This is a genomic window from Rothia sp. P5764 (genome assembly GCF_048512965.1).
In the GTDB taxonomy this organism is placed as follows: Bacteria; Actinomycetota; Actinomycetes; order Actinomycetales; family Micrococcaceae; genus Rothia.
The window spans coordinates 1-22,297 of record NZ_JBLXXQ010000011.1; the positions used below are offsets into that span (position 1 = coordinate 1).

Genomic DNA, 22,297 nt, shown 5'->3' on the forward strand with positions numbered 1-22,297 from the left:
GGGAGATGTGTAAAAGAGACAGACTATGACGTTTATTCAGGATGAATCAGGGAATTGGGTTCTTGATTTTTATCAGTTGGGGGTTTTTCAGCCAGTTTTCTAGCGTTCAGATGGGGGGGGGGGCAACTTTCGAAAATGCGACAGTTGCCCCGCCCCCTTATGTTCATGGGATGGTGAACCTTAGGTCAAGAAGGCCATGCTGACTAAGCCCGCGACAAAGAGGAGGGGGAGAGCCTTGGCAATTTTTATTCCCATGTTGAGAAAAAACCTGATGACGGAGATAACGAGCCAGAGGATTAGGAGACCGGATAGTATCATCAGCCCCGTGTCGGGGCTTACTGCGGCATTTACGCTTCTCTCGGAGAGCTGGGCATATTGCTCAGGGGTGGTGATTGCTAGTACGAGGGGGTGCATGTTTTGTTCCTTGTTTGTCGTGTGGTGTTCGGTTAGCTCCATCCTATTAAGGATTTTTTCCTTTACATAATAAATTTTGCGTTTGGTGACTTACTTTTTTCCCTTCTAAGCCTAAATCCCTGTGTACCCGCTGATGAGCAGAAAATCATGCGGCTTTCGAGCGAAAACATTTGGAACGGAGCAGTCGTGGAGATTGTGGCATCTGGGGAAGTCCCCGAAGTAGATAGGTTTGCTGGAATGTGGCTTGGGCTTGGCCTAACCGCAGGAGTCATCGCACTCCTTGTTACCGTTGTGGGGTTTACCCTTTTGAAAACCGGTATGGTCAAGCAGTCTCCTTTTGACCCAGGTAAGTTCTTACTTGGGTTGTGGGGAATGGTTCTCATTGTTTCTATGCCGAGTCTTATCGGTTGGGGATCAACCTTTATGCCGGCCCCGGCTCGAACAGAGGCTCAGGCAGTTACGCCAGCTTATGAATCAGATGTTGTTTCTGCTAACAACCAGGCTGGTGGCGGTAACGGCAAGGAGGACCTGAAGTCCATTTTGGGTTCTTCCTACGGAAAATATGAGTCTCAGATTAAAAATGAGATGCACAATGCGCTCATTGTCCGGTATAAGAAAAATGCTTCCGAGGATGCAGGGGTCGATCCCTGCTACCAAATCGAGGTGTCCTGGACATCCGTAACCGGCGGATTAAATAACGGTAATTTTGAGGACCATTTGGAGCATGTAACCCCAGATGGGTACTCCCCAGAGCGTTGTGGCGGACCGGTCAAGCCGCTTGATGACCAGGATGTTACGGAATACAAAAAGTAGCCCAAAAACTCAATCAGGTGGTTCTAGCACCGAAACCGGAATGTCTAATTTTCTGCATTTATCAGTAGTTATACAGCTTGTTATTCGCAGGCTAATTCATCTCTAAACCTGTAAAGGAACACATCATGAAGACACTCTTTTCTACCTCATATTTCAAGGTGTTTAGGCAGTCCCTCGCCTTCATTACCACCCTTGCATCCATGATGATTTTTACCATCACCAACGCTTTTGCGGCCGGTTACAAACCGCAAGTCTCACCTAACTTCAACAACCCCATCGCTCAACCGATGAATGATATTGCCGGAATCGGCCTAGCTATTGGTCTAATCGTCATGGTCATCTGCCTCATCGGTGCAACCATCCTCTTCGTCATCGGCAAAATCTTCCACCAGGGTAAGGCCCAGGAGAAGGGTCTCAGTATTCTCCTCTGGGGCCTGTTTGGTGCAGTAATCCTGACCTCGCTCTCAGGTCTGGTCTTCTGGATTACCTCCGCATTCTTCATCAGCTACACGCCCCCTGGAGCCCCTGCCTAACGAATATCTGATTGATAGGTAGCTAGGTAGAGAGAAAAGGTAAACCACATGTCATTCTTTGACTTCATGGGAGGTTCCGGCCAGTCCTGGGACGAACTGATCGGCACAATGTTCGTTCAGGCTAACAACTCACTCACAGGAGCCTATGCTTCATCAAACATTGATGAGTCATGGTGGGCTGCGGTAGTCGGCTCTCCGTCAACACCAGGTATGCTCTCGACCTGGCTACCTGTTATCGCAGGTTTTAGCGTTGTTCTATCAACAGCGCAGATTGTCTCCAGCATCTTTAGGGGCTCAGGAATTGGTGTTATCAGAGGCGGAGTAGGCGCTATATTATCTATCCCCCTCACTTATGTCACCGTCATGCTCGTCATGATGCTCTCATCGGTTGTTGACGCAATGAGCGCTTACATCTTGAAAGTAGGTGCTACGGATAACGCTAACGCTTTTATGAAAATCTTCGGTGTGCAAATCATAAATGGCGAGTTTACTGGAGTGAACTCCAAATACCAGATGTGGGAAGGTGTAGGCAACGCTACAGGTTCAATGAGCATGCTTGTTCCCGCACTCCTTGCTGGGATTATCCTGCTTTTGTCCTGGTTTCTCTCCGGCGTCATGGCCCTGCGATCGCTAGGCGTTGTGATTATGGCTTCAATGGCAGGCTGGGCAGTCACGGCTCTAACCTCGGACTTCACCAAGGCATGGTTCCCTAGCTGGCTCAAAATTACGGTGGGCCTTTTACTGGCAAAACCATTTTCAGCTGCGGTTCTCGTAATGTCAGCTACAGTTTTCAACCACTCTGATTCAGGAGCTCAATTTTTTGCTGGGCTTGCTGGTTTGGTTATTTCTATCGCCATGCCTTTTCTGGTCATCAAATTTGTTTCATTCACAGCAGCTGGTGCTGTCTCGGAACAAGATTCAGCTTTCTCAGGTGCCGGTGGGCTTTTGGGACGATCAACCTCCCGAGTATCACAATCCATGTCACGTATACGCCGCCGTTAAAGCGAGGTAAATTATTATGTCTACTGAAGAAAAAATTGAACTTGCACCGGTTCGCATTCCGCGTCAGGAAAAGACTGGTATTGTCCTGGGGTTATCCCTTGTTCCCCTCATTGCTTTTGGCGTTTCCATCCTTTTAGCTCTGATCTCTCTATTTATTTTCCCTTTCCCGTGGATGATTGTAGCTTTCTTCTTCTGGCTGACTCTTGGCGCTATCTTTGGGTGGGTAAGAATCAAAAAACGTACCCTCTTTGAGTGGATTCCCCATCTGCATAAGGCAATGCTGCGGAGACTAACGGGACAAAGCGGCTATCGCCGGCCTGCTGAACGAGCCGACAGCTTAGCTGATGAGGAAGCACTGGAGCGCATTCGTATTGCTGATGAAAAGTCACGGACTGAAGCTTTGGAATGGAATGAGCCGGAACCAGGCATTACTCCTCGGCCAGTGAAATTTACTCTCCCAGGGCAAGCTAACGAGTTCCAGGTTTACAACACTCCTGAAGGCCGAGGTATTTTGCATGACCCCGTTACGAAGAGGGTATCAGCGGTTGTTCAGATTAAGAACACGAAGTCTTTTGATCTTCAAGATGATGATGTGAAAGGCGAACGCATTGATCAGTATGGACTGAATCTGGATGTCGTTCTGGCTAATCGTTACGTTGAGGCCATCATTCCAACTGACATTACTTCTTTGCAGTCGCCTGAACAGTCTCTGAATTACTACCGGTCACAGGTCAGGCTGAACGGGGCAGACCCAAATATCAATCCCATTGCTGCTCAGGGGTATGAGGACTATCTTGCCCGGAACCTTATGACCTACCACATGCAGTACTACACGTTTGTTTTTTCTGTCGATGAGATGAGGACCCTGATTCGTGAACATGGGTCAAACATGGCCGGCTTGTTGTCCGCTATCGACACTTTATGCCGAAGCCTTGAAGATGACCTCTCATCGAACAAAATCGACATTGAGCACTGGCTCAATGCTCGGGAGCGAGTAGAAGCAGCTTATGAAACTTTCACTCTGAATAAAGATGAACCCATTGTTGGTGCCTATGCCTACTGGAGTAGCTTACGAGCTAATGCCTGCTGGCATAGAGCTTATGTCATTGATGAATGGCCGCAGAAAGACATCAAGCCAGGGTTCATGTCAAAGCTGACAAAAGACCTTCAGTTCCGCCATGCTGTCTCAATCGTCTACGAAGCAGGATATAGCGATGAAGCCCTTACCAAAGTTAGCCATGCAATTCAGGATAAGGAGATTGCTCTAGATATTAAGAGGAAAGCTGGGCAACGTATCTCTCTGGCCGATAGGACCGAGGTTGAGGATCTAGAGCAGCGAGAAGCTGAACTTGTGGCCGGGTCTTCCGAAGTTGTCATGCGGGCATTCATCTCCATTACCGCAAGTACCAAAGAAGAACTGGAGAAGTTCCATTCCCAAACGATAGCTGCATCTAAACGTAGTGGCCTGGTGCTGTACCCCTGTTGGGATCAGCAGTTTGCTGGGGTTCTTGCGGCAGGGGCTCTTGCCGGCGTTGGTATTGACTAGGAGTTAGAAGGCAATGGAGAAAATTCAGGAGAGGGAAACCCCTCAAGAGCTGGGCATCCTTAAACTGGAGTACCCTAACGAAACACGCGTGAATAGAAAAGCACGCCGTCTCATTGAAAAAAAGCACCGGAAGGCTTTTGAGCGTGAAGTTAAGCATCAGCGCTCTCATTTCCTGCCAGGTACGAGATATGCCAAGGGAGGGGCAAACAGGAGGCACAATTTCCGGGGTGATTTGAAGCTCTCTGGGAAGAAGCGACGCCTCACTTCATTCAATGCTGCAGTTACTTACCCATTTACCGCATCTTCTACTTTTGGTATTCCGGGCGTGTGTATGGGCGAAGATAAGTCTGGTGCTGGTGGCTTCTATTTTGACCCTTGGGAGTTCTACAACGCAGGAATCTTCAAAGGGATGTCCATGTTGGTCCTTGGGGCAGTGGGCGAAGGTAAATCATCCCTGGTTAAGTCTTTTGTTTCCCGGCAAGTTCTTATCGGGCGAAAAGCTCTTGTGATGAGTGACCGTAAGGGTGAATGGAGCATTGTTTCTGCTTACCATGCGGGCAAAACAATTCGGGTAGGTTCCGGTGAAGAGACCAGAATTAACCCACTAGATGAGGGGAACCGCCCCTCAAAGGATGGTTCTGGCAAGCCCATGACCAATAAAAAATGGGCAGAAATCGTTGCGGACCGCCGATTTGCTCTGCTTCGGGCGATTGCTGAGATCTTGATGAATCGTGAGTTGAACCCTACTGAGCGTCTTGTACTTGGTCAGGCTCTGAACTTGGGTCTTGCAGCTGCTCGTGCGGAAAACCGTAAGCCTATTATTCCCGATGTGGTAGTGGGATTAGAAAAGCTCCGCAGTCAACATGTTGAAGAATACTTGCGCCAACGTCACGAAGCCGCAGCTATCTTGCATGATTCTTTCCTATCGCTCGTGTCTACTGAGGATGGCGCAGCTTCAGATATTTCAGGCATGTTTGATGGGGAGTCCACCGTTGATTTTGATGTTACTGCACCGATTGTAACCTTCGACACTTCTGGTTTGGAGAGCTTGTCAAAAGAGGCCCGAAAAATTGCACATGCCTGTATCCAGACCTGGGCGGAAGCCGCTATTACCTCAAATGATTTTGGTAAGCGCATAGTCGTCTACGAAGAGGGCCTGGAAGTCATTGACGATATTGGTTCACTGAACCGTATGACGGTGCAGTACAAGCTGGCTCGACATTATGGAATTTTCAATATCTTGGTTCTGCACAAGCTCGGAGATTTGAACCTGGCTGGTGATGAAGGCTCAAAGGCGCGCGCCTCTGCCTTTTCTCTCTTGGGGGACTCGCCGGTGCGCGTTCTATACCGGCAGGAGGCAGAAGAAGAGGAGCTGGTTAAAAAGACCTTCGGGCTTTCGCATCGTGAATGGGAGAAGGTGGCAAGTTTTAGCTCCGGGCGGGGTCTGTGGAAACTTGGAAACCATGCTTTTGAAGTCCAGAACACGATGACTGCCCCTGAACGTCCGGTCTTTGATACGAACAAGTCTATGCGGGTATCCCGTGATCAAGAGCAGGTAAGAGCCGCAGTTTAGCGGTAAAGAAGGAGTCCCATTATGCGTATCCGTCCAAGTGACTGGTTGGCAGTCTTCACCGTAGCCCTCGCAGTGTTTGGAGCTGGAGGGTTGCACCTTATTTTCTCAGTAGCTTATTTTTTCTCGTGCGGAACCTTTGGACACTCTTTGGGGATGTACGGTGTTATTCCAGCTGCTCTTGCATGGGGTGACGCAACGGTTGTCCCCGGCCAGACTTGTGTACCAGGGCGTACACTTGTGCAGGTTGTGGCCGTTGTGTATCTGGTTGTTTTGATTAGTGCCTTTGTCCTGATCTATATGATCTGGGACCGGTGGATGCAGTCGGATAAGAAGCTCATCAAGGATTTGAGTGTTCGTGACGGTATCGCTCAGGCACGAGAAGTTAATAAGAACGTTGGGGCAAAAGCTCTTAAGGCGAAAGCACATTCAATTCGTCCTACTTTGGACAAACCTCAGCTCTCTGATGTTGGTCGGAAAATTGGTGTTTCACAAGGGTTAGGTGTCTGGCTGCCTGCTCAGGACACGTGCGTTGTTTTTGGCCCTCCTCGGTCAGGCAAAGGCGTCAATTTTGTCATCAATGAGATTCTGGATTCCCCAGGGGCAGTTATCACGACTTCTACCCGTGGAGATAATGCAGCTGCTACCTGGCTGATGCGCTCACGCGGTAATCGTCCGGTCATTATTTTCGATCCTCAGAGCATCACAGGCGTGAAAACAAAGATGCGGTGGTCACCGTATCGTGGTTGTTCAGAGCCCCAGGTTGCACGGGAAAGGGCAGATGTCATCATTGGGGCTTCCGGGCTTGGTTCATCCTCGAATAACCAAGAATGGGCTGAGATGGCAACGACAATCTTGTCCTATCTGCTTCATGCAGCTGCTTTGGGTAATGTGCCTATCTCAACCTTTGCTCAGTGGACCCAGTCTTATGCTCTTGCAGGTGAAGCTGTGCAGATTTTGACTCAGTCACCAGCAGCAGCGATTGGCTGGGCAGAATCATTGGACGCTGAGATTAAGGGTGATGCCCGAACCTTGCAGTCAAAGTGGATGGGTGTCCAATCAGCTACTGCGTCTTTGCTGATTCCTTCAGTCGCAGAGCTCTTTGAAGTAGGCGATGGGTCGCACGCGCTGGATCCTGAGAAATTCATCAAGGACCGCGGCACTTTGTATCTTATCGGAACAAAAACTGGTGGTGGTGCAGTTGGCCCCCTACTGGTCGCCATGCTTGATGATATGTATTCAGCAGCGGAAAAGCTTGCTAACCGCTCTAAAGGGTCTCGGCTTGACCCGCCTATGCGTCTGGTTCTTGACGAAATTGCAAACTTTAACGTTTGGAACCGTCTGCCCGAGGTTATGTCTTCCGGTGGTGGTATCGGTATCGGAGCTACGCTCTACATGCAGTCGGCTTCTCAGGCCAAGGACCAGTGGGGAGATAGTGCGGGTGCAAAAATCTTGGATTCGGCAAACTTCACTGTGCAGCTTGGTAACTCTAAAGAAGTCGATAAGCTCAAATCTTTTGTTGACTGGATGGGTGAGACTGAGAGAGTTAAATACTCATACTCCTATAGCGATCAGGGGATTACACATTCTGAGGATAAGCAGAGGGTTAATGCTGTTAGCGTTTTTGAGCTCTCGCGACTACCGATGGGGTATTCGTTCGTTATGCCAAATACTGGTCGCCCGTTGCTGATGAAGTCTGAACCGTTCTTCAAGCGTAAGGACAAGGAGCAAATCTCAGCTTCTCAGAAGACTTTCGTTGATACTCAGCGAAACGGTCAAATGTTGCCGTGTGATGCAGGGGCATAATTCTCATGGGACTTGGTCGGAAGCGTGGTGCCAGGCGACGGGAATATACCAGCTATTTGGCATCTCATGCTTGGCTTCATAGAAAGATTCGTTATTACAAAGCGCTAAAGGCCGCGGGGTTCATTCCTGTATGTCAAGTTTGCGGATGCACACAGTCCCATAAGCGGCCATTAGATTTGCATCATTTGTCCTATGAGGGCGTTGCTAAAGACGCTCAGGGAAACTGGGTATCAAAGGAAAAGGACGAAGATTTAGTTCCCTTGTGCCGTGAACATCATCAGAAACTCCACCAGGTTCTTGACCAGCGTGGTAGAGATTTCCGGGGCTGGAGCAGGGATAAGGCGTCTATTCATATCATCAAGAGTATGAAAAGAAGAGTAAATAATTAGGAGAAGGGTGGGGTTGATCATGAGTAGTTTTGATGAGGCTAAGGTTTTTGGCCAGAGCGAATGTTTCATTTGTCATCAGCGATATGAAGTGGATAGTGATCGAAGGTTGGTAGCACGTAGGGCTGGGGAGTATGTGTATCTTAATTCTCCCTGTTACGAGAAGGTAAGGGCATTGGCCACTAAGAACAGGGTTTCTCTAACAGAGGGACTAAATCTTTATTCTGAGCAACTTGCTTCTGCGTTGCTAGGTAGTAGGTAAGGAAAGTAACCATGTCTCTAAAAAATAACGTTGTTTCCCTTTCTGCGCGTCGGGAATCCACGCGTTTAGCTCGGGTGGCTAACTTACCTGCGCCCAATTCTGATAGGGAGGATTCGGCGGAAGTTGACGAGAGCCAAGTGATAGCTGAAGACGCTCAGACTTGGGATGAGTCAGTCAAAGTTGCTGAGCTTTCTGCCCAGGGTGCTGTGCTTGAAGGAGATGACAAAGAGATTCTCAGCGCTTTTGAGAGTGGAGCTCCACATCTTTTTGACGATTCAGGTTCTGCTTCTGATGAAGCTGATGATGATGAACCTACTCCCTTTGTTCAGCCGATGCTTGCAGAGAACGAAGATGATAGCTCTGATACGCTTGATTTTCTGGGGATAGCCTGGAGGAAAATAGATGAGGACCGCAAGAGTGAAGCCTGGAAGTGGCTGCGGGAATGGGTCGATTGGTTCACTTTTACTTTTCATCTTGATACGTCAGTTGTTGCTCCCTGCTGGTACAAACATACTGATGTCGTAGAGGAGTTGTGGGCCGCGGCTAATGCAGAAGCAAGAGTGTGGGCCGAAGGTGAAGCGACTGTGATGCCGATGACTACTTGGCAGAACATGCTCCCTGGTGTTATCGCGCGTCTATCTGCCTCAATGAAGACCTGTAATGCCAAGAAAGAGCATGTCTCCACATCTGTGTGGGCAGCCGGGAAACACCCGTTTGTTCTTCAGCTGGATGAACAGGATTGGCAAAATCATCTGTTGGGTGCTGTTCATGAGGCAAACTCGTTAGCTCCTGGGCGTTGGAGAGCAGCTGTAATTGACAGCCAGGGGCAGGTGCTTGAAGCTAGCGAGCCCTTTAGTGTAGGTGCTGTGGCTAATGCAGATGGCTCGGGTCTAGGTCAGGTCTTCATTTGCTCTGATGGTGCTGGTGAACCGAAGGCTTTTGTCCAGGCATGGGGCTCAGAAGCTGATTCCCTGCAGTGGCAACGAATGAACGTGGAAGGTGAGTGGGAGCCTGACAATCTACAGACAACCTCTACGGTTGCTGGCATGTTGGATTCTGAATTAGATGAGGCATTGGAGGATTACGCGTCTTCACGATTACCTGAGGATGTACTTGCTCGTTTCCGTGATTAGATACATGGTCTGTTGGGGCGAACCTTTCCGGTTCGCCCCTTTTTTTGTTGAGTAAGTGAGTTACGGCTGGCATCGCTAATCCCTAATACCTGGTGAATCTATTTCACTCTGTAGAAAGGAGACGGTAGCGATGGCTACTGCAACGCGTGAGTTTTCTGAGGAATACATGGAGATTCTGCTGACACTTCTAGAAGCAGGTGCCCGTACCAGTCTGCAAGCTGGCCATTTTGTTTCTAAAGCTGTTGTGAAAGATGCGGTTAAACCTCCGCATTGGAAGCCAGCTAAAGCCAGTGATTGGAAGAATCACGTTGAGTTGAAGGATAAGGGTGGTAAGACGCTTGGGTTCTTGAATATGGCGTCCTCTCTGGTTCAGAAGTTACGGCCACGTCTGAAAGAGTCCGGGGGCATTGAGCTGGAAGGTGGCGGTGAGCTGTCTTCGGAGGTTTCATCTGGGCGCATGCTGAATAGTGCTGAGCTTGAAAAGCTGGGAGTTCTGGCAGAACGGCGGTACGGGAAAGCAGTCGATTTAGCGCGGCTTAAGCCGGGAGATATTGTTACGACGCAAGATTCATCGGGAGCTGTCCACGGAAAAGCTAGGGTTGCTTCAGTTGATATTTTGCCGGAGGATTCAGAAGAATATGCTTCGGTCAAATATGTTGACGTTGAAACCGGAGAGCCAATCTCGGTTTATTCAAATTTTTTTACGAATTTAGCTAACTACTCTGACAGCGGGCGGTATGTTCCATCCGCGGCTTTCTCTGTGGAGCGCCCGTTTGCTTCCCTGCCCGACCGAGAGAAACTGCTGCTAGCTTCTGGTTTTCCTCTGAGCGCAACGCTGGAGGTATCGGGAGACAATGTTGAAAGCAAAATCCAGGTTGATCGTCATACGGAATCCATGACTCCCCATTTTTATCGCGCTTCTCCACTAGATGAAGGGTCCCTGGTGGGGAAAGTCGTTTCCTTCGTGGGTAGAAAGGAGGGAGATGAAGAACTACGGGAAGTAATGGGTAGAGTCACAGAGAATCTTGCAGCTGGGGATGGCCCGCAGATTCTTGCCATTGAAGATTTCAGTCATCAAATTGAACGTTTCGAGCTGGATGTTGATGCCAGCATTAGCGCTTATCACCGTGATTTCCTCGGAGGCAGCGAGGATGAAGATGCAATGAGGAAGTCAGTACAAGTGTTTGACGGCCTCGATTATGAAGCCACCGCTGCATATATGAATGGAGCTGATTTGATCCCTGTTCTGGATGAGCGGGGTAGGCTTCTCACGCCAGATGAACTGCGGCTTATGGGGCTAGGTGAGGGGGTAGCTGATGATGCCTACTTACGAGTCAGCGATGAAGTTTCTGTCCAGTTCGATGATGGGGAACCCCAAGCAGGGAGGGTCAGCGCTGTATTTGTTAATGATTCTCTGGAGGGTCGGGTTACGGCTAAATTTAGGGATCAGTTTGATTATCCTTTGCAAGATAGCGAGGGCGCTAAGTCAACTTCTGTGACAAATGTGAGGCGTCACTTTAATGCTCTGAGTGAGAAAGAAAAACTATGGCTAGCTGCTGGTATCCCAATGGTGGCTCAGACCAGACAAGGACACTCAGAACCAGATTTAGTAGCTGATGTAGAAAACGCTGAAGTTTCTTTTCGAGATGCTATTTATGACCCAAGTGTTCGGGGAAAAGTTGTCTCCTTTGTGGGCTACCCAATGGTCAGACAAGGGAACGAGCGCGTACCTAGCTATCAGGCCGTTGAAGTTCGAGGTCTTGTCAAGGAGCAGGAACTTAAATCAAACGGAGAGAATACGCTGTTGGTCGAGGGCTTTGACGGTACCGTCCGTGAATACTCTGTAGACAGGGTCGAGAGTGTAGAAGCCGGGTTCAACGATTTTGTTCGATTGGGGGAGCCTCCTTTTGAGGCATACCAGCGGCCCCATGTGCTGGTCTATGAAAAACTGGACTTTGAGCAGGCGAAGGCATTCATCGAGCAGGGTTCAGCATGGGCGGCCCCTGATGTGGATTTCCCCTCCCGGGAACCTGATGCTGTTGTGGCTATCGGCGGAACACTTTATGCTAAAACTCCTGATATGCCCCCTGCTTCCGGTGAGCTTAATCAGGCTGTGCTTGTTGATGAGCCGGAGGCTAGGGAGCTCCTGGATGAAGCCGGCTGGCAGTGGGTAGATGCGGAAAACCCTAACCTTGTTTCTGGGAAGCCTGCTTATGTTGTGAATATGGTGGAAACTTGGGTTCCTGAGAATGTGGATGAGGTTGTTCTTGCAGGAAGCTCAGCCTTGGTACATGAAGATATTGCCGAAAATGTTGCATTCCGGGCTTCGGGATTGGGTTCGGTGTCCTTGAAGAATGACTTCGTCAGTGAGACTTTGCTTTGGCAGGATATTAATGGCTGGGAAAAAGCAGCTGAATCTAAGGATGTGCCGTTCACGCCCAAAGATGATGGTGCTTTTGACCCGGTTTATGACGAGGTAGAAATTCGTTCAGATCGTGAGGACATCTCCTGGCGGTAGGGCTACTGAGGGCAACTGTCGCATTTGCGACAGTTGCCCTCTTACTATAGGCGAGGTAAGTCACTTAGATTATTCCTTTCAGAAACCTAAGAGCAGATGAAGGCACTCAAACCAGAGTGAATTCATCTGCTCTTTTTAGTTCTTAGGAGATTCTCATGGCTTCACACCCACACATTGATGACTTCACCGTAACCGGAAACTTGGCCGCTGACCCGCGAAAGATTGACCGTGAAGACGGCTCATATCTAGTTGTCCTGGCTGTTGCTGAAAGCCGCAGCTATTGGGACGCCCAAGTTGAGGACTGGCGGAAAACAGACCCCGTCTACTACAACGTTGCTCTAGATTCCAACGATAAGTCGTTGGGCAATATGCCAGATAACGTTCTGGCCTCGGTGAAGAAGGGGGACATGGTTACAGTTGCTGGTCAATACCAGGCCACCCCTTACATCAGCAATAAGACCGGAGAACCCGGCATTAATCACCGTATCTGGGCTAAGGACGTCTCTGCTTCGATGAAGTTCGCAACCGTTGCGATTACCGATAACCCTAAGCCTAGCCTCGATATGGACCGGGGAGTCCAACGAGATATGACTACTGGCCGTGTTGCGCGTACAGACTTCACCCCCCGAATGAACCCTCCGGCACAGAAACCAGAACCTGCACAGGCGTCTAACTCTGGCTGGGATGGGACGACCCCTCCCTTGGCTGGAGCCAACGTTCCGCAGCCTCAGTTCCCTGGGCAACAGGAATATTCCGGTGGAATGAGCCGGTAAGAATCGGTAGTTACGTAACGAAGCGCTCTTATCTCTGGCGATAGGGGCGCTTCGGTCCGTGTTTATTCATTAAGTACGTACTCATACAGCTTTGAGGTTTTTTAAAATGGCAGAACAGCAGAATAACAATGAATTCGCTCTTTTTGGGGCGGAAGGAGAAAACAATGAACGAGTGGACCGAGCCGGCCTTTATCCGGGAGCAGATAGAAGAACAGGAAAACAGCCTGGAAAGAGAGTGGCGGAATCGTCCGGGTCGATGGGCGAATCTGCTCTGGGATCAAGCGTTAACACCGATGCAGGAGAGCTTCGAGGAGAAATTTGGGGCTTTGCCGGAGATGCCGATGCTGAAAGACCTGAAGATATGGGAACAAGCCCTGCTTCGGAGATTCTGGCTGGAGAGACTGCAAGACGAGCCCAAGAGGACTCCGCCCGTTCAGGAGTTACCGGAGATGAGCGCCGAGCAGGTGGAGAAGATGCAGAACTTCCTTTTGGAAGCAGTAGCGCAGATTCGGGCGGTGAAACTGGACAGGACGGACAAGGAACAACTGAGCCAGCTGTAACGGGGGAACCCATTGACTACGCGCCTGATGGGACGATTACGGTCCCATCAGGTGCTCGCGCGCGGGCCGAAGCTAATTTGGATGCTATTGAGCTTGTCCGAAAGCTGACTCAGGAACGCAGATATGCTACCGCTGAAGAACAAAAGACTTTGGCCGGCTTCTCGTCCTGGGGAGCCGTTCCAGAAATTTTTCAGCCCCAAAAATATCCTGATTTTGAGCAGCTGAATGAACGCATGAATAAGCTCATGACTTCAGAAGAAATCGCTGAGGCAGAAGCAACTACTCTGAACGCGCACTACACAAACCCCGCGGTAGTTGGGGCTATGTGGAGGAGCCTAGAAACTGCGGGTTTCTCTGGGGGTGCAGTAATTGAACCTGGTTGCGGCTCGGGCAACTTCATCGGGGCAGCTCCTGAATCAGCGCAGATGATTGGCGTTGAACTCGATAACCTTTCTGCTCAGATTGCACACTATCTTTACCCGTCAGCTACTATCCGCTCCCAGGGGTATGAAAGAGCCCGTTTACCCTATGGAGCTCTTTCGGCAGCTATTGGAAACGTGCCATTTGGGTCTTATGTTGTTCATGATCCGATTGATAACACTGAATCACTGAGCATCCATAATTACTTCATCAACAAGACGATGAAGCACCTAGCCCCGGGTGGTTATGGAGCTTTTATCACTAGCGGCTATACGATGGATGCCCAAAAAGCAAAGGCTAGGGCACTTATCGCTGAGCATTCTGACCTTGTTGCAGCGGTGAGGCTTCCAGACCACGCTTTTTCACGAGTTGCTGGTGCAAGAGTGAGCACCGATATTCTGGTATTCCGCAAACGAGAGGAAGATGTTGCCCATGACCGTAAAAAAGCGGCCGCTGAGTGGGTTGATGGGTACACCGTAACGGTCGATGGGGAGAAAGTCGCCACCTCACGCTTTTTCGACCAACATCCTGAGTATGTTTTGGGTGAAAAAATCTACGACACAAATCAGTTCGGGAAAACCGTTGAAATTGTCAAAAGCCCTGATAACGATGAAGTGCTTGCTACTAGGATTCGGGTTGCACTTGAAGGGCAGATCGCGGCGGCAACAGAAAATGGCTTGGGCTATGCCCCCGTGCTTGCACCTGGAGCTGAACGGCGTTTAGGGCGATTCGCGCCGGGTGGGTTAGTTGTCACTGAGAACTCGCAATTTTCTGTTTCTGGAACGGTCCGCTGGGAACCAACGCTTGGTCAAGTCCAGGTCTACGATGCCTTGGAAGATGTATGGACTCATGCAAGGCTTAAACGAGGAGTGAGCGTTGTTGAAGTCCGTGAGCTTATTGGGCTAAAGGAACAGGTCCGGTCGGTCATTGATGCACGGGACGATCAAGAACGTTCTACAGCTCTAGAATCTCTGCACCAGAAGTACGACCTATATGTTGGAAAATACGGTTATATCAACCGGTTCAGATTAACTAGCGGGCCGAAGCCTAAGAAAACTGAGGTGAACGCTCGTCTCAAGGCTTTGCGGGAGAGCTGGCTGGAAACACAAGATACCGAAGGTCTGACTCGCGCCCAGATTAAAGAGCTAGAGCCTGAACCTTCAGTTCTAGCTGAGTGGGAAGAAGAAGCTAACGCTTCTGATTCTTTCCGCAAAGTTCAAGACCATTTGGTGGTACTGCGAGGGGACCCTGATTACGGTAAACTACTTGCTCTTGAAAACTTCAATGATGAAGAGCTCGTAGGAAGTAAATCTAAGCTCTTTGAAGCAGCTACTTACGCTCTGAAAGTACGCCCAGAACGGGCCGAAAACGCCGCAGATGCTCTTTCTATCAGCCTAGATGAATTGCGCCGGGTAGATTTAGGGCGTGTAGCCGAGCTTCTGAACGTTGATGAGCAGCAGGCAAGGGAGGCACTAGGAACCTTAGTCTTTGATGATCCAGGAACGGGCGAACTGATACCCGCTGTTCAGTACCTCTCTGGTGATGTCCGGACGAAGCTGGCAACGGCCGAAAATGCTGAGGCGTTGAACCCCGCTTTTAGCACGAATGTAGAAGCTTTGCGCGAAGTGCTACCGGCCTGGGTTGGTATTGAAAAAATCCACGTCCAGGTAGGTGCTTCATTCTTCTCAGCTGAACAGTACGAACATTTCATTCTGGACACCTTCAAAGTGCCGTTGCCGGTTACCCGCCAACCAGAAAATGATGGTTGGAAGGTACCTCACCGGTCGGCTGGTATGGATGCTTCAGTTCGTCACCAGTACGGCACCCGAAGGCGTAATCCCGCAGAACTACTTGATGCTGTGATGAACAATCGCCAGCCTAAAGTACTCGATACCGTTACAGACGAATATGGGAACGAGAAGAAAGTTCTCAACGAAAAAGAAACGAAGCTTGCCCGCATGAAAGCGGCCAAGATTGAGTATGCCTTCAAACAGTGGGTTGTTTCTGACTCTGACCGGGTAGCCCAAGTGGAGAGGGAATACAATCGTATCTTCAACTCTTATGTAGCTCCGGACTATTCGGTGTTAGGTGAGCATCTGAAATTAGAGGGCATCTCTCCAGAATTCACCCCGCACCCTTATCAGCGAGAAGCGGTTGCCCGTATTACCCATGAACCGGCAGTCTTGCTGGATCACGTAGTGGGGGCAGGCAAAACAGGGTCCATGATTATGGGTGCGATGGAATTGCGTCGCCGAGGTATCGCTAATAAGCCGCTCTTTGTTGTACCGAACCACTTGGTAGAGCAGATTACCCGTGAATTCGCTCAATGGGCACCGACTTCCAATGTGCTGATGATACCTACGGGCATCACTCCCGAAGACCGCAAACTATACGCAGCTAAATCCCTAGCTGGCGACTGGGACGCGGTGATTATGCCTCAATCCGTTTTTAATCGAGTCAATATTTCAGCTGCGCGGCAGGCACAGTTCCTGAGTGAAGATATTGAAGCTCTGAGGTTGCAAAAAGAGGCCACAAGTGGAGACGAGCTATCGACTAAAACCCTCCAGGGCGTTATCAAACGTATGGAGACGCGCATGGCTAAACTGATGAATCGGAAGGACTCGGGAGTCACCTTTGAAGAACTCGGTTGCGACTACCTTTTCGTTGATGAGGCTCACGATTATAAGAACTTGGCCCGTGCCTCTGAGTACGCTGAGCTTTCATGCGCAGGTTCTATGCGAGCATCTGACCTGGATTACATCTTGCGGGCACTCCGTGAAGACAAGATTGATGCTTCAAACGGGGAGAACCAAGCTCCAGCAGTCGTGACTTTTGCAACGGGCACCCCTGTGGCTAATTCGCTTTCTGAGCTGTGGGTAATGATGCATTACCTGCGACCTGATCTAGCGAAAAATATGGGTATCAGCTCAATTGACGCTTGGGCACGTGTCTTCACTAAGGCCGAGGCTGCAATGGAAGTTCAGCCTTCAGGTATCGGCTTCCGTATCGTCAATAAAATCTCGGAATACCAAAATCTTGAACAGCTTATGCAAGTTGTGAGCCTCTATACCTCTACTGTGACTCGTGAGCAGATTCCTCAACAGCTACCTTCTGTCATTGAAGGTGGTATGCAGTCAAAGACCCGCATGGCTTCTGAGCATGTTCAGGAGTACATGAAAGACATTGTTGCCACAATGGAGAGCCCTGGGCCAGATGATTACATCATTGAGATCCTTGGCCGAGCACGCAGGGTAGCCCTTGACCCGCGCATGGTTGGGCTGGAAGCAGATGACGATGGTGGCCGGCCCCGGCAGGTTGCTGGTGAAGTAGCTCGTATCTATGAACAGTACTCTCAGCACCAATACCTTGACACAAATAAAGAATTATCCCCTATCCCCGGTGGGTTGCAGGTTCTCTTTTGTGATCAAGGAACTCCTACAGGTGCGAGTGAGTTCAACATGTATGACGCCTTAAAAGAAGAGATGATTCTAGCCGGTATTCCGGGGGAGAAAATCGCTTATATCCACGATGCTCATAACGATGAGGAACGAGGAGAACTCTTTAAGAGATGCCGTAATGGGGAAGTGGCCGTATTGATTGGTTCTACCCAGAAAATGGGTACAGGCATGAACGTACAAAACAGGTTAACCGCTATTCACCATGTGGATATTCCGTGGAGGCCAGCAGACCTTGAACAACGTGAAGGCCGTGGACTCCGACAAGGAAATCAGAACTCAGAAATTGAAATTCTCTCATATGGCACGGTAGGGACCTTTGACGCGTACCAGTGGCAAATTCTGGAGCGTAAATCGAAGTCCTTGAATCAGCTCAAGAGTATTGGGGGGCTGCAGGCGATGGAGTCGCTGGCTGGTGATGGGGACCCCAGAATGATGATTGCTTCCCTTGCTGGCGATGAGCGTGTAGCTGAGTATATGGTTCTTGCTGCCGAAGTTCAGAACCTGATGATGCAAAAGAATAACGAAATCTCTGACGTTAAGGAGATTGAGTTTGAGATTGCTACTACTGCTCAGAGAGCTGAGGGGTTAGGTTCCACTCTTAAACTGCTCCATAACGCAAGAGAGTATGAAGCTGTTGAAGGGGACCCGATTATTATCGGGGATGCTTCATTTGACACAAAGGGAGATGAGGCTGGAGCGAAAATGCTTCAGGTTCTTTCTCTTGCCGCTATGAGAACTCATGCTGTTGCTCCTGGAACATACTTCCAGCTTGGTAAAGTGGGCAACATCCCGGCTGTTGTATCGCTTGTACCTGGAGCACATCTTTTGCAGGTAAACCTTGTTGATCCGGTCAGTATGAAGGTCATTTCTGGTTCGGGCTGGGACGTTTCAATCGGAGCTCTGAATTCTGGTCAGCTTTCAGGACGAGGCCAGGTCATGCGCTTTTTTAACTCCGCAGCTGGTCTATCCTCGGCAACCGAGCGGGCGCAGAAACAGCTTGATAAGTTGCAGGGATCTTTGACGCGCCTGGAAAAAGTCCGTGATGATGCAACTAGCGCTTTTTCAGGCCAAGATGAACTTGATAAAAAGCTTCTTCGCCTTGACATGCTGGCCTCAGAGCTTGAACTGCCCTCACTTGAAGTAGATGAGCTAGAAGAAGACAGTAGAGCAGAGGATACTACTGCGACCCTTACTGATGAAGAACACGCTAAACTCTATGGCACTTTTCTCGATGATAATTCATATTCCCTGCGTGAGGGTGACGTCATTGAAATCAGTAAAAAACAATACGATGTGGGGCGGGGGCTCTACCGGGTCTATCTGTTGCATCCTATTGACCGGACAAACCATGAACGTGGGTGGAAGTATCTTGTAGAGGAGGGCGCTGACATCTCATCTGAGAACATCTTTGAGTTATCTCCTGCCATCAATTTCACTCATGTGACGAGGCTCTTCTCGGCTATTGATGGGCGCGATAAGGCTTTACTTTCGATGGCTCCGGAAGACGCTTTTATGAGGCGGGGCTCAGCTGATGTTCGGTATGTCCGAGACAAGATGAAGGTAGGGGATAAGCTCACTACCTTTGTTGCCGATGAGACATCAGAACTACCTGGTAACCCCCAAAAAGCCGTTACCGGTACTGTGAAAGAAATTAGCGGGGACCCGTCCGTACCCTACCCTGAGTTTGTCATTGGGCTAGAAGATACGGACGGGCAGGCTTATCAGATTAAGGTCAAGAGAGGGTACGGCGCTGACCCTGTCGAATTTATCCACCATGATGTGGTTGACCTGGACGCAGAAGCTGAGGCCGCAGCTAAAGCAGCTGAAAATGCGGAACGAGAACGTTCCCTCGTTACTGACGAGAGGCTTTACCCTGGTGATCTGCTGCGTCGAGACATTAAGGGTCTTGGAAAAAGAGGGGATGCGTGGAATGGCCGGCACAAGTTCGAGGACCCTTTCACCAAGAAATCTGTCCATAAAGGCTATGGTTCGATTGTGCGTAAATTATCAGACCAAGGTGAGCTTACTTGGGATGATATTATTCGGGGCCGTGATTTAACAGAGGATGAGATGAGCCTTATCCTAGGCGAGCTCACCACCTCAGCTAAGGTGAGTGACCTGCGTCCGGGGGATGTGGTTAATGTGGCCGTTCTTGACCCGAAATCAGGGAAGAAAGGTCAGGTTCGTATCCACAGTATTGGCATGGGTGGGCGACCGATTATCAAATACCGTGGAGTTGATGCGCCGGCAGGTGATGACCTTAGTTCGGTCACCCGCATGGACGGCACAAACATTGGTGGGATTATTGCCCGCCGTTATGGTGCCTTGACCTTCGATGAAAAAGCTATGGTGTCAGGCGTGGAAACGAGAGCGGTAATCGTTGGAGAGATCGACCCGTCCCTTTACGGTTCAGTCGTTTCTCTTGAAGCTACACCAGGCGACACTCTTGAACGTCTGAGCGGTATCTTAAAGAGTCATAGTAGCTACGGCGGTATCCGCTATGGCATCATACTGGATATTGACGGCGCAGAACAGCGGATGGAAGTGTACGGGGGAACCCTTGTTTCTGTGTTTGTTGACGGCGACCCGTCCGATATTGATGCTCGTGGGCAGTCCTTAGAAAGGGCCGCATATGAGCCTGAGCTTACTTCCGACTCCTTTATGACTCTGCCAAGTCTGGCCGTCCCAGGGTTCAACAAAATTATTGAACTCGACAGGTCAAAGTACCCTGCCCCTGAAGAACCCACTGAGAACGTGGCGCATGAAAATAGCTTGAACCCTATCGATCAAGTAGAAACGGCCACTTTAGTTGATGTTGAAGATACAGCGATTACAAAGGGCATGGACACAGAACTAGAGGCCACAAATATAGAGCACGAAAATCTGATTGTTGCCTCTGTTGAAGCTGCGCGGGAAGAACAAATGCTGGCAAAGGAAGGTAATCTTGCCCCAAGTCCTGAGCCTGGGACGGACCCAGTTAATCAGGAAGGTCCTATTGCCCAGAAGATTCAGCTTGACTACGAGCTTGTGGATTCCCCAACAGGAAGCGAGAAACGCGTCAAAGTTCACGGTGTCCAGGACATCGAAGCTTTACGCGATGCTGTAGCCGAAGCATCTTCAGGTCGAGCCGTTGTCCATGAGGATGGGTATATTTCTACTTTAGGTGTCTCTATGGATAGTGACGCCAACTTAGGCTTGGCCCGTGCGGCCCTGAAAGCAGCAGGGTTTGAAAGCGAAGTTCATGAGTACCTTACCTATAAGGATCTGGTTCCAGGTGACTGGGTTCTTATTGACCCAACGGGGTTGGAATTGGGTACTAAAAATTTGCCTGCCTTGAGCCAGCTCAAAGCAGGCAAAGAACGCGTACCTCTTGAAGATGACGTTTTGGTCGGTATGGTGACAGAGGTAGATTATCTTTCGCGCGGTGTTAACGTCCTTCTTGAAGATACTTCTGGCGGGCATTACTTCATTTACGTGACATCAAAAACCGCTGATGATGCCCAGTTCACTCCGCTGGAGAACAGCCTGGAGTTTCTTGATGAAATTCGCCGCGGTGAAAATGTTAACCGGCTTGCAGTCCTGAGCTCGTATGGGGCTGTACCCATTTGGGATATTGAAGTCGGTGACGAGGTGAGCCTTTGCGATATGGTCAAACGTGAAGCAGATGGTGAACTCTCAGCTGTTTCCATGAACGAAGTTCTGGTTATTGAAACGGGAGTTTTTGAGGATAAGGAACCAGTTCCTTATCTGAAAGTGTATGAATCTGCTACTGGTCAGTTGTCTGTTGTTCAAGTGCCCAGTGCTTCCGCTGACCTGGATATTGAAGACTACGCGCTTTACCCGGTTCATCTGGATCATAAATACGATGAACGTAGCTTGGCGGCGGTCAAGATTGTCAAGGCTTCATTAGACGTAGCTATTGAATACCAGGAAACAGCTTCAGTGGATGTTGAGTCATTAGATGTGCACGATCTGGTTACCGTTCGGGGAATGAGTATTGATGGCAGTCATGTTGAGCTACACGGTGAAGTTTCCTACGTTGAAGCAGGCACCGGGAGCTCCGCCCCAGTTGTAACTGTTTCTGCCTCTGATGGTGAAACTACTCTGATTCCGGAGAAGATTAGCCTTGAGTCTGAACCCGAGAAGCAAAGGCCTGCACCGGTAGACCCTGCTCCTCCTGTGGAGCCCCCGGCAGCAGCTTTAGGAGAAATGGGGTATGCCGGAGACACCAATCTCACTACAACCCCTGCTGCCCTGGATGCCTCTGACCGTGTAATTGGGGTTTTGAGGTACTCCCAGGTAAGACGTGGGGACCGTATCGCTGATCCTGGCACTGGGCAGTGGTATCCAGTGTATGATGCTCAAATACGTCCTAGCGGTAATATCGCTATCTCATTCTTAGGGCCGGAAAAGATGCTAGAAACAGTGCAACCACCGTATGCGACTATCACTGTTGAACAATATCTTCCCTCGAATGTCTACTCTGAGCATTGGACAAGTAGGCAAGCCGATAGCCTGCGACATGGTGACGCTATGCGTTTCTATGACTCTACGGGAACTCCGAGAGTTGCGAAGGTCGAACGAGTAAGCCTCAATGATTCGGGAGCTATTCTGGCCAGTATTGAGGATGGAACAGGTCAATCAAGAGACTTTGTCATGCAACCCCGAGAGCTCATTAGGCTAAAAGAACCCCTATGCGAAGAAAAACGCTTTGGTGTTCAGGGTGCTGCCATTCAGGTAAGGACTAACCAGCTGAGCCGTGGTGATTTGGTGCAGCTTAAAGCTGGTGGTTTAGCTGTTGTAAATGAAGCTATCCATGATGCTGAGCCGGGGAAGTCTCATGTCTGGTTGCAGAATCTTATGGCCGGTCACCAGCGATCAAGAGTCTATGCTATTGCTTCTTCTTATCCGGCAACGGTATTTGAGCAACATCAGCAAGCTGAGGCTACACGACTGCGTGGGCAATTTAGTTCACCCCAAGTAGCTAAAAATCTCCGTGCCACCTCTGAAGTTGGTCAGGCTCCTGGTTTCCCGATTCCGCCTGTACTAGATGATTTAGGTATGGATAGATAGTTAGAGGAAGAACGGCCTTTTACCAACTCC

Annotated in this window: 11 protein-coding genes; 10 read left to right on the forward strand and 1 reads right to left on the reverse strand. The window is 49.7% G+C overall.

Translation table 11 applies throughout. The features are described 5' to 3' along the window. Nucleotides 1-180: 180 nt before the first annotated feature. A complete protein-coding gene (locus tag ACN08Y_RS10675) occupies nt 181-414 on the reverse strand; it encodes a hypothetical protein (RefSeq protein ID WP_419112689.1) in 234 nt (77 codons plus the stop codon). A gap of 147 nt (nt 415-561) precedes the next feature. Here ACN08Y_RS10675 and ACN08Y_RS10680 point away from each other — a divergent pair, with 147 nt between their 5' ends. From ACN08Y_RS10680 to ACN08Y_RS10725, 10 genes are all read left to right on the forward strand, one after another. Continuing rightward, entirely contained in the window at nt 562-1,227 is a 666-nt protein-coding gene (locus ACN08Y_RS10680; RefSeq protein WP_419112690.1) for a hypothetical protein, read from the forward strand. A gap of 125 nt (nt 1,228-1,352) precedes the next feature. Continuing rightward, nucleotides 1,353-1,760: a hypothetical protein gene (locus tag ACN08Y_RS10685; protein ID WP_419112691.1), complete on the forward strand. Its 408-nt coding sequence runs from the start codon at nt 1,353-1,355 to the stop codon at nt 1,758-1,760. Between the two features lie 48 nt (nt 1,761-1,808). Beyond that, a complete protein-coding gene (locus ACN08Y_RS10690) occupies nt 1,809-2,762 on the forward strand; it encodes a hypothetical protein (RefSeq protein WP_419112692.1) in 954 nt (317 codons plus the stop codon). A 16-nt stretch (nt 2,763-2,778) separates the two neighbouring features. Then, entirely contained in the window at nt 2,779-4,308 is a 1,530-nt protein-coding gene (locus ACN08Y_RS10695) for an SCO6880 family protein (protein ID WP_419112693.1), read from the forward strand. A gap of 331 nt (nt 4,309-4,639) precedes the next feature. After that, nucleotides 4,640-5,881, forward strand: coding sequence for a conjugal transfer protein TraC (locus ACN08Y_RS10700; RefSeq protein ID WP_419112694.1), 1,242 nt, complete (start codon nt 4,640-4,642; stop codon nt 5,879-5,881). A gap of 21 nt (nt 5,882-5,902) precedes the next feature. Continuing rightward, nucleotides 5,903-7,684, forward strand: coding sequence for a type IV secretory system conjugative DNA transfer family protein (locus ACN08Y_RS10705; RefSeq protein WP_419112695.1), 1,782 nt, complete (start codon nt 5,903-5,905; stop codon nt 7,682-7,684). A gap of 659 nt (nt 7,685-8,343) precedes the next feature. Beyond that, nucleotides 8,344-9,465, forward strand: a complete 1,122-nt coding sequence (locus tag ACN08Y_RS10710) for a hypothetical protein (protein WP_419112696.1) — start codon at nt 8,344-8,346, stop codon at nt 9,463-9,465. Nucleotides 9,466-9,595: 130 nt separating this feature from the next. Then, nucleotides 9,596-11,983 carry a hypothetical protein gene (locus tag ACN08Y_RS10715; RefSeq protein ID WP_419112697.1) on the forward strand — a complete coding sequence of 796 codons (2,388 nt, stop codon included), beginning with the start codon at nt 9,596-9,598 and terminating at the stop codon, nt 11,981-11,983. Between the two features lie 155 nt (nt 11,984-12,138). Further along, on the forward strand, nt 12,139-12,756 hold the full coding sequence (locus ACN08Y_RS10720) for a single-stranded DNA-binding protein (RefSeq protein ID WP_419112698.1): 618 nt from the start codon (nt 12,139-12,141) through the stop codon (nt 12,754-12,756). Nucleotides 12,757-12,991: 235 nt separating this feature from the next. Further along, nucleotides 12,992-22,267: a helicase-related protein gene (locus ACN08Y_RS10725; protein ID WP_419112699.1), complete on the forward strand. Its 9,276-nt coding sequence runs from the start codon at nt 12,992-12,994 to the stop codon at nt 22,265-22,267. The last annotated feature ends 30 nt before the right edge of the window (nt 22,268-22,297 follow it).

Bases quoted from the DNA above. Each gene is read 5' to 3' on its own strand.
- ACN08Y_RS10675 (WP_419112689.1), bottom strand. From the start codon at position 414: ATGCACCCCCTCGTACTAGCAATCACCACCCCTGAGCAATATGCCCAG.
- ACN08Y_RS10680 (WP_419112690.1), top strand. From the start codon at position 562: ATGCGGCTTTCGAGCGAAAACATTTGGAACGGAGCAGTCGTGGAGATT.
- ACN08Y_RS10685 (WP_419112691.1), top strand. From the start codon at position 1,353: ATGAAGACACTCTTTTCTACCTCATATTTCAAGGTGTTTAGGCAGTCC.
- ACN08Y_RS10690 (WP_419112692.1), top strand. From the start codon at position 1,809: ATGTCATTCTTTGACTTCATGGGAGGTTCCGGCCAGTCCTGGGACGAA.
- ACN08Y_RS10695 (WP_419112693.1), top strand. From the start codon at position 2,779: ATGTCTACTGAAGAAAAAATTGAACTTGCACCGGTTCGCATTCCGCGT.
- ACN08Y_RS10700 (WP_419112694.1), top strand. From the start codon at position 4,640: ATGGGCGAAGATAAGTCTGGTGCTGGTGGCTTCTATTTTGACCCTTGG.
- ACN08Y_RS10705 (WP_419112695.1), top strand. From the start codon at position 5,903: ATGCGTATCCGTCCAAGTGACTGGTTGGCAGTCTTCACCGTAGCCCTC.
- ACN08Y_RS10710 (WP_419112696.1), top strand. From the start codon at position 8,344: ATGTCTCTAAAAAATAACGTTGTTTCCCTTTCTGCGCGTCGGGAATCC.
- ACN08Y_RS10715 (WP_419112697.1), top strand. From the start codon at position 9,596: ATGGCTACTGCAACGCGTGAGTTTTCTGAGGAATACATGGAGATTCTG.
- ACN08Y_RS10720 (WP_419112698.1), top strand. From the start codon at position 12,139: ATGGCTTCACACCCACACATTGATGACTTCACCGTAACCGGAAACTTG.